Origin of the sequence: Actinomadura sp. NPDC048955 (genome assembly GCF_040649435.1) — a bacterium.
Lineage (GTDB): Bacteria > Actinomycetota > Actinomycetes > Streptosporangiales > Streptosporangiaceae > Spirillospora > Spirillospora luteofluorescens.
In genome coordinates this window covers 1-14,390 of the sequence record NZ_JBEZJI010000100.1, presented here as the reverse complement: position 1 = coordinate 14,390, position 14,390 = coordinate 1, and the positions used below count along the sequence as shown (strand labels likewise).

General features: G+C 70.8%; 14 protein-coding genes and 1 pseudogene. 6 read left to right on the top strand and 9 right to left on the bottom strand.

Annotated elements, in window-relative coordinates; translation table 11 throughout:
* Nucleotides 1–101 precede the first annotated feature (101 nt).
* Entirely contained in the window at nt 102–572 is a 471-nt protein-coding gene (locus tag AB0C84_RS43625) for a PPOX class F420-dependent oxidoreductase (protein WP_361078154.1), read from the bottom strand.
* A 100-nt stretch (nt 573–672) separates the two neighbouring features.
* On the opposite strand from AB0C84_RS43625, the gene AB0C84_RS43620 reads away from it, so the two are divergent.
* Entirely contained in the window at nt 673–1,197 is a 525-nt protein-coding gene (locus AB0C84_RS43620) for a pyridoxamine 5'-phosphate oxidase family protein (RefSeq protein ID WP_361078151.1), read from the top strand.
* 57 nt (nt 1,198–1,254) lie between these two features.
* Here AB0C84_RS43620 and AB0C84_RS43615 read toward each other — a convergent pair whose 3' ends face one another.
* Together AB0C84_RS43615 and AB0C84_RS43610 are read right to left on the bottom strand one after the other, a co-directional pair.
* Entirely contained in the window at nt 1,255–2,568 is a 1,314-nt protein-coding gene (locus tag AB0C84_RS43615; protein ID WP_361078149.1) for a hypothetical protein, read from the bottom strand.
* A 3-nt stretch (nt 2,569–2,571) separates the two neighbouring features.
* Nucleotides 2,572–2,988 (bottom strand): hypothetical protein, encoded by a 417-nt coding sequence (locus tag AB0C84_RS43610; protein WP_361078146.1) that lies wholly within the window; start codon nt 2,986–2,988, stop codon nt 2,572–2,574.
* Nucleotides 2,989–3,126: 138 nt separating this feature from the next.
* On the opposite strand from AB0C84_RS43610, the gene AB0C84_RS43605 reads away from it, so the two are divergent.
* Genes AB0C84_RS43605 through AB0C84_RS43595 form a run of 3 tightly spaced genes read left to right on the top strand, consistent with a single transcriptional unit; the run spans nt 3,127 to nt 5,950 of the window.
* The gene (locus AB0C84_RS43605) at nt 3,127–5,001 is read left to right on the top strand and encodes a hypothetical protein (protein WP_361078143.1); all 1,875 of its coding nucleotides are present in this window, start codon (nt 3,127–3,129) and stop codon (nt 4,999–5,001) included.
* The gene (locus AB0C84_RS43600; protein WP_361078140.1) at nt 4,998–5,147 is read left to right on the top strand and encodes a hypothetical protein; all 150 of its coding nucleotides are present in this window, start codon (nt 4,998–5,000) and stop codon (nt 5,145–5,147) included. Before AB0C84_RS43605 ends, AB0C84_RS43600 begins: the two co-directional genes overlap by 4 nt.
* Nucleotides 5,148–5,158: 11 nt before the next feature.
* On the top strand, nt 5,159–5,950 hold the full coding sequence (locus tag AB0C84_RS43595) for an SDR family oxidoreductase (RefSeq protein WP_361078137.1): 792 nt from the start codon (nt 5,159–5,161) through the stop codon (nt 5,948–5,950).
* Between the two features lie 24 nt (nt 5,951–5,974).
* On the opposite strand, the gene AB0C84_RS43590 is transcribed toward AB0C84_RS43595, so the two are convergent.
* Nucleotides 5,975–7,663 (bottom strand): alpha-amylase family glycosyl hydrolase, encoded by a 1,689-nt coding sequence (locus AB0C84_RS43590; RefSeq protein ID WP_361078134.1) that lies wholly within the window; start codon nt 7,661–7,663, stop codon nt 5,975–5,977.
* Nucleotides 7,664–7,931: 268 nt separating this feature from the next.
* Between AB0C84_RS43590 and AB0C84_RS43585 the strand changes: the two genes are divergently transcribed.
* Complete coding sequence (locus AB0C84_RS43585) at nt 7,932–9,398, top strand: carbamoyltransferase C-terminal domain-containing protein (protein ID WP_361078131.1); 1,467 nt, start codon at nt 7,932–7,934, stop codon at nt 9,396–9,398.
* Nucleotides 9,395–10,135, top strand: a complete 741-nt coding sequence (locus AB0C84_RS43580) for a DUF6071 family protein (protein WP_361078128.1) — start codon at nt 9,395–9,397, stop codon at nt 10,133–10,135. Before AB0C84_RS43585 ends, AB0C84_RS43580 begins: the two co-directional genes overlap by 4 nt.
* Before the next feature lie 102 nt (nt 10,136–10,237).
* Here the strand turns inward: AB0C84_RS43580 and AB0C84_RS43575 are convergent, their stop codons facing one another.
* The 5 genes and pseudogenes from AB0C84_RS43575 to AB0C84_RS43555 all read right to left on the bottom strand — a co-directional run bounded on the left by AB0C84_RS43575 (nt 10,238) and on the right by AB0C84_RS43555 (nt 14,328).
* Nucleotides 10,238–10,711 carry a TIGR00725 family protein gene (locus tag AB0C84_RS43575; protein ID WP_179849056.1) on the bottom strand — a complete coding sequence of 158 codons (474 nt, stop codon included), beginning with the start codon at nt 10,709–10,711 and terminating at the stop codon, nt 10,238–10,240.
* A gap of 7 nt (nt 10,712–10,718) precedes the next feature.
* Nucleotides 10,719–11,018: a 4a-hydroxytetrahydrobiopterin dehydratase gene (locus AB0C84_RS43570; protein ID WP_179849057.1), complete on the bottom strand. Its 300-nt coding sequence runs from the start codon at nt 11,016–11,018 to the stop codon at nt 10,719–10,721.
* Between the two features lie 62 nt (nt 11,019–11,080).
* Nucleotides 11,081–13,363, bottom strand: a pseudogene (locus AB0C84_RS43565) (phage major capsid protein); the annotation flags it as partial.
* A gap of 10 nt (nt 13,364–13,373) precedes the next feature.
* Entirely contained in the window at nt 13,374–13,766 is a 393-nt protein-coding gene (locus tag AB0C84_RS43560) for a hypothetical protein (RefSeq protein ID WP_361078124.1), read from the bottom strand.
* 40 nt (nt 13,767–13,806) lie between these two features.
* Complete coding sequence (locus AB0C84_RS43555) at nt 13,807–14,328, bottom strand: HK97 family phage prohead protease (RefSeq protein WP_361078157.1); 522 nt, start codon at nt 14,326–14,328, stop codon at nt 13,807–13,809.
* Nucleotides 14,329–14,390: the final 62 nt, after the last annotated feature.

Here is a 14,390-nt window from a genome sequence, read left to right as displayed (position 1 = left end):
CCATGATCCGGCGCCCACCGAGATCTACCCGCCGTTTTGCACACTCTTCCCCACCCCGCCGCTCTTCCGATCTGCCTGCCCGGGCAGGCCGCGGCGCGCCGCTAGTTGTCGGGGACCAGGCGGGCGGGGAAGCCGCCGGTCGCGATCGGCCCCCACCGCTCGATGGTGACGCGGATCAGGGACTTGTCCTGGCGGCGCATCGCCTCCCGGTACTCGTCCCAGTCGGGGTGCTCCCCGGCGATGCAGCGGTAGTAGTCGACGAGCGCGTCGGCGGCCTCGGGCATGTCGATGACCTCGGCGGTGCCGTCGACCTGCACGTAGGGGCCGTTGAAGTCGTCGGACAGCACGCACACCGACACGCGCGGGTCGCGGCGGGCGTTGCGGGCCTTGGCCCGCTCGGGGTAGGTGGAGACGACGACGCGGCCCTGGCCGTCGACGCCGCACGTCACCGGCGACATCTGGGGCCGCCCGTCGGCGCGGGCGGTGGACAGCAGCGCGTGGTGGCGGGGACGCAGGAACTCCAGCAGTTCGGAGCGGTCCACGCGGTTCGTGGTGGCGATCGAAGGAGCCATGCACGCAACTCTAGGAACCCGGCACCGATGAGTTCCGCTCCGCCCCGCCGTCTACCTCTTCGAAGGCTCCAAGCAGGCCGGTTCGCGAGGGAGGACGACGATGAGCGACCGCGATCCCGTCGAGGCGCGCGACCTCGACATCTACGGCGCCGGAGCGCTGGCGTGGGACGGCGTGCGGGAGGCGCTGGAGGCGGCGCTCCCGAAGGCCGAGACGCCGGTGTTCCTCGGCACGGTCCGCCCGGACGGGCGCCCGCACTCGGCGGGCGTCGGCGCGCTGTGGCACGACGGGGACCTGTACGTCGTCAGCGGGCCCGGCACGCGCAAGTCCCGGAACCTGGCGGCGAACCCGGCGTGCACGGTCTCGGTCCGCACCCCGGTCGGGGACGTGGTGCTGGAGGGCGAGGCGGAGCGCGTCACCGACCCGGCCGTCCTGGAGGCGGTCGCGGCCGGGTACCGGGACGGCGGATGGCCGGCGCGGGTGGAGGGCGAGGCGTTCACCGCGCCCTACAGCGCGCAGAGCGCGGGCCGGCCGCCGTGGCACCTCTACCGGATCGCCTTCCACACGGTGTTCACGGTGGGGACGGTGGAGCCGTTCGGCGCGATGCGGTGGACGTTCGCGCGCTGACCGCGCGCTGTCCCGGCTGACCACGGCGCCGACCGGCGGGCATGCCGGCGCGGGCGGTCAGCCGCTCAGCAGGGCGAACAGGCCGGCGCAGGTGAGCGCGACCATGACGGCCGCGACGGGCAGCTGCGCCCGCGCGGCCGGGCCGGGGCCGCGCAGGGCGAGGTCGTGCGCGGCGATGGTGCCGCAGATGTGGCCGAGGACGATGGCGTTGACCTGGACCTGCGCGATGAGGGTGGGTCCGGCGAGGTCGTAGTCGACGCGGTTGCCGGTGGAGCCGAGCAGGTTCAGGCCCGTCCCGAAGGGGTCGCCGGCGAGGATGAACGTGGTCTGGCCCTCCAGGACGAAGAACGAGAAGTAGTGGGCGAGGGTGTAGCCGAGGGCGATCGGCAGCAGGGTGGCGGCGAACCGCGCGGGCCCGGACCGGGTGTGCGGGAGGGCGGGGTCCTGGCGGGTCAGCCGTTCGCTGAGCGTCAGCGCCGCGACGTACAGCAGCGCGACGGCGCCGACGGCGGCGGCGAGTCCCAGGGTGCCGGCGGGGACGCTGGCGGGGTCGACGTTGTCGCGCCAGTAGGTGGTGCGGGTGATGCCGTCGAATCCGGTCGACCCGATCAGCACGCAGGCGGTCGCGGTGAGGCCGGGTTCGGGGTCGCCCTTCATCAGTCCGGTGAGCGGGGTGCGCAGGACGAGGGCGCCGTCGTCGCGCCGCCCGATCGGGCACAGGCGGGCCAGCAGGCTGGAGTAGGCCTCGAACCCGTCGCCGCGAGTGAACCAGTCGCGGCCGAACCACCAGGCGGGGGCCAGGTTCCCGGCGGCGTAGGCGAGGATGAGGGCGCCGACCAGGCGCGGGTCGGAGCGGTGCGGGGCGACCAGTTCCAGCCAGACGAACCCGGTGAGCCAGGCGGCCGCGGGCCAGTAGCCGAGCCGGGCGGGCAGGGCGCGCCGCCCCGACGGCGGGGTGCGGGTGGCGCGGCACAGCGCGGCGTGCAGGGTCCGCAGCGGGTTGACGCGCCGCCACACGGGTCCGAGCAGGACGCTGGCGGGGACCAGGCCGACCCAGAACGTCACGAACAGCGCCCACGGCGCGAGGTTGCGGGCGTCGGAGGGGGGTCCGGCGAACGCGACGGCGACGACCAGGGCGGCGGCAGCCAGGGCGAGGGCGCGTCCGGCCGCGGTGAGGGCGGGCGAGTCCAGCGCGCGGGCGAGGGCGGCCGGGAGCGGGCGTCCGGCGCCGGGGTGGAGGCGGGGCCGTTTCCACGCGGCGGTGAGGGCGAGGAAGGAGGCCGCGACGGCCAGGCCGCCGCCGGCGATGGCGGCGACGGCGTCCAGCGGCAGGTCGGTGCGGCCGCCGAGCCCGTGGGCGAGCACGTGCACGGGTCACCCGACCTGGAGTTCGAGGACGCGGGCGCCGGAGTGGTGCAGTTCGGCCTCGAAGACGCCCGGGGTGCCGGCGGTGAACCGCAGGGTGGCCGCCCGTCCGGGGCGCAGTTCGAGCTCGCGGTCGTAGCCGTGCAGGTGGAACTCGTCGGCGGTGTCGCCGGTGACGGTGATCTCGACGGTGGCGCCGCGCGGGACCTTCACGCGGCGCCGCGCGGTGTGGGCCTTCCCGCCGGTCACGGTCACGGTGATCCGGACGGCGGACGGCCCGGACGCGGCCGGGGCGCTTCCCGGCGCGCCGGACCGCGCGGCCGGCGGGGTCCGGGGCGCGGGCTCGCCGCAGGCGGCCGCGGCCGTCAACGCCGCCGCGGCCGTGATCAGCGCCGTGGTCGCTCTGGTTCGTGTCCGCCGCCGCATGTGTCCCCTTCCGTTCCGGTGTCGCACACCACAAATTGTGACACTAGACAATGACACATTGGAAAGTGGCATACTCCGGCCAGGGGTTCGTCCCGTTCGGTTGAGGGACGTCCCGGTTCGCGCGTCGAGGGAGCAGCGGTGTTGGAGCACGTGACGGGCATGAGCGCGACGATCGGCGGCGCGGGCGCGGCGGCGCGGCTCGCCGCGGCACCGGCCAAGCCGGCGGGCGGCGCCGCCCTCGACCAGATCCTCATCGCCTCCGGCGCCGCGGCCGCGCTCACGGCGGCGCTGCTGGTGCTCGGCTGGGGGCATCGCAGCGGCCGCATCACCGTCCTGGCGAGGGCGGCCGACCTCGCGACGCGCGGCCCGGGCCGCGGCACCCCGGGGTGGGCGGCGCTGCCGATCCCGGTCGCGATGGTGTCGCTGATGGTCGCGCTCCTCGGCATGTACTGGGACATCTCCCTGCACATCTCGCACGGCCGGGACGAGGGGCCGCTGGCCAACATCGCCCACTACCCCATCCTGGTCGGGCTGTTCGGCATCTTCACCGCCGGTGTCCTGGCCGTCGTGCTGCCCAGGGGCGAGCGCCCCGGTGCCGCGTCGCTGCGGATCACGCGGGACTGGCACGCCCCCGCGGGCGGCGTGCTGCTGGCCGGCGCCGGCTTCTACGCGCTGCTGGGGTTCCCCCTCGACGACGTGTGGCACCGCATCTTCGGCCAGGACGTCACGCTGTGGGGGCCCACGCACCTGATGCTGATCGGCGGGGCGGGCCTGTCGCTGGTGGCGATGATGGTGCTGGAGCGGGAGGGCCGCCGGGCCTGCGGCGACACCGGCCGGCCGCCGGGATGGCTGCGGTACGCGCGGCGCTGCATGCACGCGGGCGGGCTGCTGATCGGGCTGTCGGTGTTCCAGGCCGAGTACGACTTCGGGGTGCCGCAGTTCCGGCTCGTCCACCAGCCGCTGCTGATCGCGCTGGCGGCGGGCTGCGCGCTGGTCGCGGCGCGGCTGTGGGCCGGGCGCGGCGGCGCCGTGTTCGCCGTGCTGTTCTACATGGTGGTGCGCGGCGGGGTGTCGGTCGTGGTCGGCGGGGTGATCGGGGAGCTGTGGGCGGCGGTGCCGCTGTACTTCGCCGAGGCGCTGTGCGTGGAGCTCGCGGCGCTGGTGCTGGCGCGGCGGCCGCTGGCGCTGGGCGCGGTGTCGGGCGTGCTGATCGGCACCGCCGGGTTCGGCGCCGAGTACGCCTACGGGCAGGTGGCATTCCGGCTGCCGTGGACGCCGGACATCGTGGCCGAGGGCATGGCGATGGCCGTGGTCGGCGGTGTCGCGGGCGGCGTGTGCGGGGCGCTGCTGGCCGAGGGGCTGCACGGCAGGTCGCCACGGCCGGCGGTGGCGCGCGGGCTGTTCGCGGCGGCGATCCTCGCGGTGGCGGCGGCGGTCGCCAACGGCCTGGTCGTCTCGGTCCCGCAGGGCCGTACGGCCACCGTCACCCTCACCGGCGTCCGCGGCGACGCCGCGCACCGCACCGCCGAGGCCCGCGTCGAGTTCTCCCCCGCCGACGCCGTCGACGGCCCGGCCTGGGTGACCGTCACGGGCTGGCAGGGGCAGGGCCTGCACGTCGACCGCCTGGTGAAGGTGCGCGAGGGCGTCTACCGCACGAGCGGGCCGATGCCGCTGCACGGCGAGTGGAAGACGCTGGTGCGCGTCCACGACGGGCGGACGCTGGCGGGCGTCCCCGTCTACCTGCCCGACGACCCGGCGATCGGCGCGAAGGAGCTGCCCGCTCCGCCGCGCTTCACCCGGGACCTGCAGGGCGAGCGGACGATCCTGCAGCGGGAGCTGAAGACCGACGTGCCGGGCTGGCTGTGGGCGGCGTGCTCGGCGGTGGTGCTGCTGTGCACCCTGGCGCTGGTGCTGTCGCTGGGCTGGGGCGTGGCGCGGATCGCGCGGCGGCTGCCGGACCGTCCCGGGTCCGCCGCCGGACGGGACGGGGAGCGCGCGAGGGCGGGCGCGTGACGGCGCCGGACGGGGTGCTGGCGTCCCATCCGATCATCACGGCGGTGCCGTTCTTCGTGCCGACGTTCGTGGTGGTCGCGGTGATCGTGTTCGTGGTGTGGCGGGACCGCCGCCGCGGCGGCGACGACCCGCCGGACGCCCCGTAGACTCTGCGGTCATGAACGACCGGCCGTCTCCCGTCCCGTACCTGTCCGAGCTGTTCTCGCTGGAGGGCAGGGTCGCGGTGGTGACGGGCGGCAGCTCGGGGATCGGCCGGGCGATCGCCGGAGCGCTCGCGCGGGCCGGGGCCTCGGTGGTGGTCGTGGCGCGGCGGGAGGCCGAGCTGGCGGCGACCGTCCGCGAGCTGGAGGGGCACGGCTGCCGGGCGGCGGCGGTGAGCGCCGACCTGGGGTCGCGCGACGCGGTCACCGAGGCCGCCGAGGCCGCGGCGGCGGCGTTCGGCGAGCCCGACATCCTGGTCAGCGCGGCGGGAGTGAACCTGCGGCCGCCGATGGACGAGCTCGGCACCGACGTGTGGGACGCCACGATGGCGGTGAACCTGGAGGCGCCGTTCCTGCTCGGGCAGCGGTTCGGGCCGGGGATGGCCGAGCGCGGCTTCGGGCGGCTCATCCACATCGCCTCGCAGCAGGCGTTCCGGGCGTCGGTGACCAGCGGCGCCTACGGGGTGTCCAAGGCGGGGCTGGTGGCGCTGGCCCGGTCGCAGGCCGAGGCGTGGTCGCCCCGCGGCGTCACCGCCAACGCCCTGGTCCCGGGTTTCGTGATGACGCCGCTGAACGCGCGCCTGTCGTCGGACCCGGCGAAGGTCCGGGCGCTCGCCGAGCGGACGATGACCGGCCGCAACGGCCTGGCGGACGACTTCGCCGGCGCGGCGGTGTTCCTGGCCTCGCCGTCGGCCGCCTACGTCACCGGCCAGTCGATCTTCGTCGACGGCGGCTTCTCCGCCCACTAGAACACCCCGGAACAGGGCGGGCGGCTACTGCGCCCCTGGCCGTGGCTTCAGGTGTCCTGGGTCGTGCATGAGGACGCTGACCCCGAAGGGCGGCACCGTCAAGCGCAGCGGGCCGTCCCCCGGTCCGCCGACCGGCGCGGGGAGGCCGGGATCGAGGATGTCCACCAGCGGACCCCCTGGTTCCACGTCCGTCGAAAGGTCCAGCGCTGAGAGGTCCAGGCGGCGGGCCCGGTCGGCGGTGTTGAGGACGACCAGCGCCGACCCCTCGCGGTGGCGGCGCACGAAGGCGTAGATCCCGGGCCCGCCGGGATCGGAGAAGACCACCTCCTGCTCCCCGAAGCGCAGTGCGGCATGCCGGCGGCGGATCTCGATCAGCCGCCGCGTCCAGCCGAACGCCGGCGAGGACCGGTCGAACCCGTCGCCGGCGGAACTCGCCGAGACGAATTTCCCCGCCGCGAACATGTCCTCCCGATTTCCCGGATCGGCGGGATCTGCGAGATTCTCCGGATCGAGCCTTCCGGACGCCTGCCGGAATCCCCTCTCGGTACCGTAGTAGAGCATGGGAATGCCGAGCGAGAAGAGAACAAAGGCCAGGCCGACGCGGAGTCGTTCCAGTGGTTCGCCCTCTCTGAGGAACCGGTAGAGGTCGTGGTTGTCGATGAACCTCACGGTGGACCCGTGGTCACCGCCGAACGCCTTCGCCGCGATCTCGAAGCTGTGCTCCAGCAGGCGGGCGGGCCCGCACCCGTGGAGCGCCCGGTTCTGCCGCCGGTATTCGCCGTAGTTGTACATGGCGCTCACCCCGGACTCGAAGCAGGAGGCGATGAGCGTGTCATCACTGCTGGCGTGTTCTCCGATGACCGCGAAATTCGCTTTCCCCAGCGAACGCGCATAGTTTTTGACGGCCGAGCTGAGATCTCGGATGAAAGTGCGGTCCATGTGCCGGATCGCGTCCAGGCGCACACCGTCGATGTCGGTTTCTTTGATCCACCAGCAGGCGATGTACTGGAGCAGTTCCCGGGTCCGGGGATTTTCCGTGGCGAGCCTGCGGTAGTCCGGCGGGAAGTCGCCTTGCGTCTCCTGGTCGGTGTCCTCCCAGTCGTCGATGACGCCGCGCCGGGAGAAATGCTGAGGTGAGGCGAGTTCGATCGGCAGGACCGCGATGCCGTTCGCCGCGACGTCGGCCGCCTGCCGGGTGCCCTTCCAGGCGTTGCTGCCGTCCGCGTAGTCGAAGACGGGTCCGGCATGGTTGAGGACGAGGTCGAGGACGACCCGGAGGCCGAGGCGGTGGGCGGTGTCGACGAGGCGGCGGAGTTCGGCGAGCTCGCCCAGCCTCGGGTCCACGGCCATGAAGTGCCGGGGGGCGTAGCCGTGGTAGGCATCGGATCCGTTGAGCGCCACCGGCGACAGTTGGACGGTGGTGGCGCCGAGATCGCGAACGTAGCCGAGCCGGGACGTCAGTCCGCGCAGGTCGCCGCCGTGGCGCGAGGTCCCGTCCGCGCGGTCTCCTTCGGCCGCGATCGGTTCGGTGGCCTGAAAGCGGTCCGTGACGATCGAATAGAAGATCTCCGCTCGCCAGTCCTCCGGTGAGGGGTGATAACGGCGCCCCGCCGGTTTCTGAAGTGAGGTGGCGGCGATGGACTCTGGTGCGCCGGACTCGGGGGCGGGCACGGACGGACCGGCGTTCCGGGAGGGATCCGGAGACTCGATCATGGTGATGACTATAGGCATGCGAGAGCTCGCCGGACCAGTCCCGCCCGCCCCACTTGTCACTGCCCGAAGATGAATGATTCACTGCAGGTGATCGCCGCCTTGACGGTTCGGCGGCCGGCTTCGAACAGAAGGAGGGCCCGTGTCAGGCCGGGGCAGGGGCGCCGTGTCACATGCCGCCCGGAATCTCGTTCACCGCATCCGATGGTTCTTGAAAAGAAGGCGGCTGCGGAATGACGATCCATTCATGTACAAGTGAGCGGGGAAACCCGTGATCACCTGGGGGATCTCCGCGCTCTCGCATGACGCGGCCCTGGCCGTCGTCCAAGACGACCGGTTGCTCTTCGCGGCGCATTCAGAGCGCTATTCCCGCGCGAAGAACGACGCGCTGCTCCATTCCGAACTGCTGAGCGAGGCCCGGGCCTTCGGCCCTCCGGACCAGGTGGTCTGGTACGAACGGCCCCTGGTGAAGAAACTCCGGCATCTGAGAGCCGGGCAGTGGGGGCACGCCCTGGCGCGATCGGACCTGCCGAGCCGCTACCTGCGCTCGATCGGCCTGCGGCGCAACATCCCGGTCGCGTACGCGAGTCACCACGAGTCGCACGCCTGGGCCGGGATCGCCACGAGCGGATTCGACTCCGCGGCCGTCGTGGTCGCCGACGCGATCGGCGAGTTCGACTGCTTCAGCATCTTCGGCTACACCGCCCGCGACGGCCTCCGCCCGCGCTACCGGTGCCGCTACCCCCACAGCCTGGGCCTGCTCTACAGTGCGTTCACCCGCCGCTGCGGCTTCAAGCCGAACGAGGACGAATACATCCTCATGGGGATGGCCGCGTTCGGAGAGCCCCGGCATGTCGACGACATCTTGGACGCATGGATCCGCCTCGACGGGCCGGGGTACGCCCTCAGGGCCAACGTGCACCGCGGCATCGGCGACTGGCTCCCCGACGCGCGACCGGAAGACCTCGCCGCCAGCATCCAGGAGATCACCGAGCGGGTCATGCTCAGGGCGGCGGTCTGGGCCCGGGAGGAGATCGGCTCCCCGAACCTGATCCTCATGGGAGGGGTGGCGCTGAACTGCGTCTCCAACGCCGTCGTCGCCCGGGACGCGGGCTTCTCCGAGGTGTGGATCTTTCCCAACCCCGGGGACGCGGGGTCCAGCGTCGGCGCGGTGGCCGCGCACCTGGAGCGGCCGCTGCACTGGCCCGGCCCTTACCTCGGGACCCGCATCGACCGCGAGCTCGACATCGCCGCCGTGGTCCGCAGCCTCACCACCGAGGGCATCGCCGCGGTCGCCAACGGCCCCGCCGAGTTCGGGCCGCGCGCCCTGGGCAACCGGTCGCTGCTGGCCGACCCGCGGCCGGCCGACATGAAGGACCGCGTCAACCGGGTCAAGGGGCGCGAGCGGTTCCGGCCCTTCGCCCCGATGATCCGGGAGGAGATCCTTCACCGGCACTTCGACGTGCCCGTGCGGCACACCCCGTACATGCAGTTCACCGCGCTGTGCCGGAGCCCCGGGGAACACCCCGCGGTCGTGCACGTCGACGGCAGCAGCCGCGTCCAGAGCGTCTCCCGCGACCAGCACCCGGCCCTGCACGACCTGCTCACAGCGTGGGAGGACGCCTCGGGCTGTCCGATGCTGCTCAACACCAGCCTCAACTCTCGCGGAGAACCCCTGGTGAACTCCTGGCGGGACGCCGAGCGGTTCGGCGAGCGGGAAGGAGTCCGGGTCCATTGACGTCACGACCGGTACGTCTGCTCGTCGCCAACGGATGCAGCTACACCCGGGGTGCGGAACTCGGGCGGGCGGAGGACGCCTGGCCTGCCCTGGTCGCCGACGCCCTCGGGATCCCGTGGGTGAACCTGGGCTGCGACGGCGGCTCCAACCGGCGCGTCGTCCGCACGACGGTGGGCAACCTCGACCGCCTCGCCGCCGAGCACCAAGTGCGGGTCGAGGACGTCTTGGTGATCTGCATGTGGACGGGCCTGTCGCGCCACGAGTGCTTCACCCGGGCCCGCGACAAGGGACACGGGTTCCGTCCCGCCCTGCCCGACGAACTCCACTGGCACCGGCTGGGGAAATGGCGGATCCAGATGAAGGACCGTCTGGCGGAGGCCTATTACCGGCATCTGTGGAGTGAGCGGGCTTCCCTGACCAACTTCGCGCTGGACTGGCTGATGCTCGACGGCTACCTGCGCTCCCGCGGAGCGTGCGCCCGCTACGCCTTCGCCTGGGACGTGCTGAGGTTCGACCGGGACGACCAGAGCAGGGCCCTCCTCGCGAGCCTGGACCCCGCCGCCGTCTACGGGGGGACGGCGACGCACTCCCGGACCTCCTTCAACGACGAGATCACCGGCAGGTTCCCCCTCGGTGACATGCAGCACCCCTTGGAGGAGGCCCACGCCGCCTTCGGCGCCTCCATGACCCGCTGGCTCCGCACCCAGGGCATCGACACCACGCTCAACCGCCGCTGATCACGGCCGCCCCCGACCGCCGGCCCGGCCACCGGGGGCATGCGCGGGCACGACATCGGGGCCGCATCGGCCGCCTGCGACGCCGCGTGCCGGGGCACGGAGTCAGGGCCACAGGCCGGTGGCGTCGACGGCGGCGGCGGGGTCGGCGGCGTGCACGATGCCGCCGACGGGGCGCCCGTCCTCGTCGTGGACGCGCCAGCCGCCGAGCTGGACGACGGGGATGCGCCCGGCGCGCATGGCCAGGGCGATCTCCGACAGCGTCCCCCAGGACCCGCCGACGGCGATGACGGCGTCGGCGGTGTTGACGATGACGTTGTTGCGGGCCTGGCCGAGGCCGGTGGGGACGGCGACGGTGAGGTCGGGCCCGGCGGCGGCGCGGTCGGCGGCGGGCAGGATCCCGACCACGAGCCCGCCGGCGGTCCGGGCGCCCGCGGCCGCGGCGGCCATCACCCCGCCGTGCCCGCCGCACACGACCACGGCGCCGCGGCCGGCGAGGATGCGGCCGGTCTCGTAGGCGTGGTCCCACTGCCGCTCGGTGCACTCGCCCGGCCCGCACACCGCCACCTGCACGGCCATCGCGGCGCTACCCGGCACCGTGCCGGGCGGCGATCTGGTCGATCACCGCGGCGAGGGCGAAGTCCTTGCCGGTGAGGCCGCCGGCGCTGTGGGTGGACAGGGCGAAGGTCAGGGTGCGCCAGCGGATGTCGATGTCGGGGTGGTGGTCGGCGTCCTCGGCGGCGCGGGCGACGTCGGCGACCACCTCGATCCCGGCGGGGAACGAGGGCGCGGTGACCTGCCTGCGGATCTGGTCGCCGTCCCGGCTCCAGGCGGGCAGGCCGCGCAGGCGGTCGGCGACTTCGGCGGCGTCGAGCGTGTCGGCCATCGGGTCACTCCCTGTTCGCTGGTGCCGTTCTCCTGTCTCCCTTCCCGCTGCGGGACGCCCGGTCACCCCGCGCCGGGGGTCAGGTCGTACAGGACGGTGCCGCCGACGGTGGCGGGGGTGTAGTTCGCGGCGACCCAGGCGCTGATCCGCTGGGCGGCGTCACTGCCGCTGCCGGTGCCGCGCGTCCGGCCGCCTGCCTGGCCGCGGTCTCCGCCGACGAAGTAGTGGATCTTGCCTTGGCGGGCGAGGCGCTGGAACTCGGCGAGGGTGGGGGCGGGGTCGGTGCCATTGAACCCGCCGACGGCCATCACGGGCCTGCCGGTGGCGAGCTGGTAGCCGGCGGCGGTGTTGGAGCCGACGGCGGCGGCGACCCAGGTGTAGGAGGCGGCGCCGGCGTTGAGGGCGGAGGTGACGGCGGCGTCCGGGGTCCCGGCGTTCAGGAGCCCGCCCGGTCCCCCGCCGGGTCCCCCGCCCGGTCCTGCCGCGCCGGGGCGGCCGCCGGTGCGGGGGCCCGCGGGCATGCGCCCGGTGGTTCCGGGGCCCTGGGGCGGGGGTCCGCCGGGGCCGCGGGCCCAGCCGCCGGGTCCGGCGCGTCCGGGGCGCCCGCCCCGGGCCCCGCGTCCTGGGCCGAACCCGGTGGAGGTGGCGGGTCCGGCGGTGACGATGGCGCCGGTGTGCGGGGTGCGGACGGTTTCGGCGGCGTAGGCGGCGGGTCCGGCGAGGCCGGCCAGGACCGCCAGTGCGGCGGCCGCGGCCAGGACGGGCCCGCGCAGCAGCCGCACGGCCGCCAGCCCGGCGGCGGCGAGCAGGCCCGCGGCGGCGACCGCGGGCGCGAGCCAGGGGTGCCAGTCCGGTGACCGGCCCAGCAGGACGTAGGCCCACAGGGCGGTGAGGGCGACGGTCGCCGACAGGGCCGCGGCGGCCCCTGGGGTGCGGCGGCGTTCCCACAGCAGCGCGGCGCCCATACCGGTGAGCGCGGCGATCGCGGGGGCGAGCGCGACGGTGTAGTACTCGTGGAAGATGCCCTGCATCCAGCTGAAGACCGCGGCGGTGAGCAGGAGCCAGCCGCCCCACAGCGCCAGGGCGGCGCGGGCGGGGTCGGTGCGGGGCGCGCGTCGCGTCGCCCACAGCCCGGCGGCGAGCAGGAGCAGCGCGGCGGGCAGCAGCCAGGAGATCTGGCCGCCGATGACGGGCCCGAACATGCGGCCCCATCCGGCGTCCTGGTCGAGGTTGCCGAGGCCGCCGGTCTCCTCGCCGTTGAGGCGTCCGAGGCCGTTGTAGCCGAGGGCAAGTTCCAGGACGGAGTCGTGCTGCGACCCGCCGATGTAGGGGCGGGCGGAGGCGGGCACCAGCGCGACGGCCGCGACCCACCACCCGGCCGAGGCCAGCAGCACTCCCCCGGCGGCGGCCAGCTGCCACAGCCGCCGCCGCAGGGGCGCGGGCGCGGCGAGCAGGTAGACCAGCGCGAACACCGGGACGACCAGGAACGCCTGGAGCATCTTGGCCAGGAACCCGGTCCCGGTGAGCGCGGCGGCGAGCAGCAGCCAGCGGGTGCTCGCGCTCTCCTGGGCGCGCAGCGCCGCGTAGGCGCCGAGGGTCAGCAGCAGCACCAGCAGCGCGTCGGGGTTGTTGAAACGGAACATCAGCGCGGCGACCGGCGTCACTGCGAGCGCGGCGCCGGCGAGCAGTGCCGCCCAGGCGGGGAAGCGGCGCCGGACGGCCGCGTGCAGGGCCGCGACGGTCGCCACGCCCATGAGCGCCTGCGGGACGAGGATGCTCCAGGTGTTGACGCCGAACACGCGGGCGGTCAGGGCCATCGGCCACAGCGCGGCGGGCGGCTTGTCGACGGTGATGGCGCCGGCGGCGTCGGAGGAGCCGAAGAAGAACGCCTTCCAGCTGGTGGCGCCGGCCTGGACGGCGGCGGAGTAGAACGCGTTGGCCCATCCGGACGCGCCGAGTCCCCAGAGGTAGGCGACGCCGGTGGCGGTGAGCAGGGCCAGCAGCGCGGGCCGGGCCCAGGCGGGGTCGGCGGCGGCCGGACGAGCTAACTCAGGGTTTTTCTCTAATTCGGCAACAGTGTTGAATTTAGCGTTAGCACGTTTTAAAATTGGGTACTTACCAGATGCAGTTGTAACTGATGTCTTTTGCACCAATTCTGACAAGTCTTGTACTGTTTTCACTTCTTTTTCAGGAATATATTTAATATCCTCTGGAATTGTTACACCAACGTCATCTGATTTAACGTTGTCACGTTTCGCTCCTTTAGATTTCATGTACTGCTCAAATGCTAGAATTTCTTCGTTTGTCTCTGGGTTTTGATTTAATTTCGCCATAGAACGTTTCGCTCCTTCTCTTTTATTTTTCTTCTTCTAATTCTTCTTCTGTTGGTTCTTCTATTTTTTCGATTGTAGGTTCTTCTGGTGCATCTTCAGGTTTATCATCTGATTTTTCTTTATCTGAAGTTCCTTTTGGTTCATCATCAGAAGGTTTATTTTCTAATTCTTCACCAGAGTCACCATCTTGGTTATCTTCGACCTCTGCACCTTCGTCTTTAGGTGGTTCGTCTTGTTTAGGTGCTGATGCTTCAATTTCTTTCGAAAGTTGTTCGAGTTCTTCGTACTCTTTCTTTTGAGCATCAATATCAGCTTTTAAATTACGAGCAGTTTCGAGGTCGCCCTTTTCAACTGCTTCTTGCGCTTTAGAAATCAAATTGGCGATTTCTTCTTTACGCTCATCTAAATTAGCCATGTGTAAGCCTCCTCGTTAAAATTGGGTATAAAAAATAGCCTTACGTTTCAAAACGTAGGCTTTCTAAATCTAAAGCTATTTTCATTTGTTCCAACTGTTTAAATTTCTTCAAATCTCTTGCACGTTGACCGACTTCAACCGATGTATCTTTATAGGCCGGCACTGTAACAATGCTAACTTCAATCAATTCATCAATTTTATTTATGGTTTGAACATACTCATTATCTATATTTTGCCATGTACGAGCAGTTGAATCATTAGGTGGTAATGTGTAGAAGAAACTACACTGGTTTACGTTACCCGCTTTAATATTCTCATAAATATCTCTTGCGTATGATGTATTAGGTAAGTGACATTTAAAGTATAGCCCTTTTTCATCCACCTGTAACTCAAGCGTTCCTGCTTGTGTGCGTCCTATAACATAACTGAAATCATGATTGATTAGACATTTCACATCGCTTACATCTACGTCATCTAAAGCATTAGGCGCTACAATTTCTCTAAATCCACCCAAATCATCACTTAATGAATTAAAGATGATTGCGTACCCCTCAATAACCATATCTTGTTGTCCAGGGTGGACGATCTTGACGGCGGTGTTCTTGATGACGTCCGGGACGAGCT

What these genes read in the sequence shown, in the direction of transcription:
- AB0C84_RS43620 (WP_361078151.1), top strand. Translation starts at nt 673, where the DNA reads ATGAGCGACCGCGATCCCGTCGAGGCGCGCGACCTCGACATCTACGGC.
- AB0C84_RS43590 (WP_361078134.1), bottom strand. Translation starts at nt 7,663, where the DNA reads ATGATCGAGTCTCCGGATCCCTCCCGGAACGCCGGTCCGTCCGTGCCC.
- AB0C84_RS43610 (WP_361078146.1), bottom strand. Translation starts at nt 2,988, where the DNA reads ATGCGGCGGCGGACACGAACCAGAGCGACCACGGCGCTGATCACGGCC.
- AB0C84_RS43575 (WP_179849056.1), bottom strand. Translation starts at nt 10,711, where the DNA reads ATGGCCGTGCAGGTGGCGGTGTGCGGGCCGGGCGAGTGCACCGAGCGG.
- AB0C84_RS43560 (WP_361078124.1), bottom strand. Translation starts at nt 13,766, where the DNA reads ATGGCTAATTTAGATGAGCGTAAAGAAGAAATCGCCAATTTGATTTCT.
- AB0C84_RS43625 (WP_361078154.1), bottom strand. Translation starts at nt 572, where the DNA reads ATGGCTCCTTCGATCGCCACCACGAACCGCGTGGACCGCTCCGAACTG.
- AB0C84_RS43595 (WP_361078137.1), top strand. Translation starts at nt 5,159, where the DNA reads ATGAACGACCGGCCGTCTCCCGTCCCGTACCTGTCCGAGCTGTTCTCG.
- AB0C84_RS43570 (WP_179849057.1), bottom strand. Translation starts at nt 11,018, where the DNA reads ATGGCCGACACGCTCGACGCCGCCGAAGTCGCCGACCGCCTGCGCGGC.
- AB0C84_RS43555 (WP_361078157.1), bottom strand. Translation starts at nt 14,328, where the DNA reads ATGGTTATTGAGGGGTACGCAATCATCTTTAATTCATTAAGTGATGAT.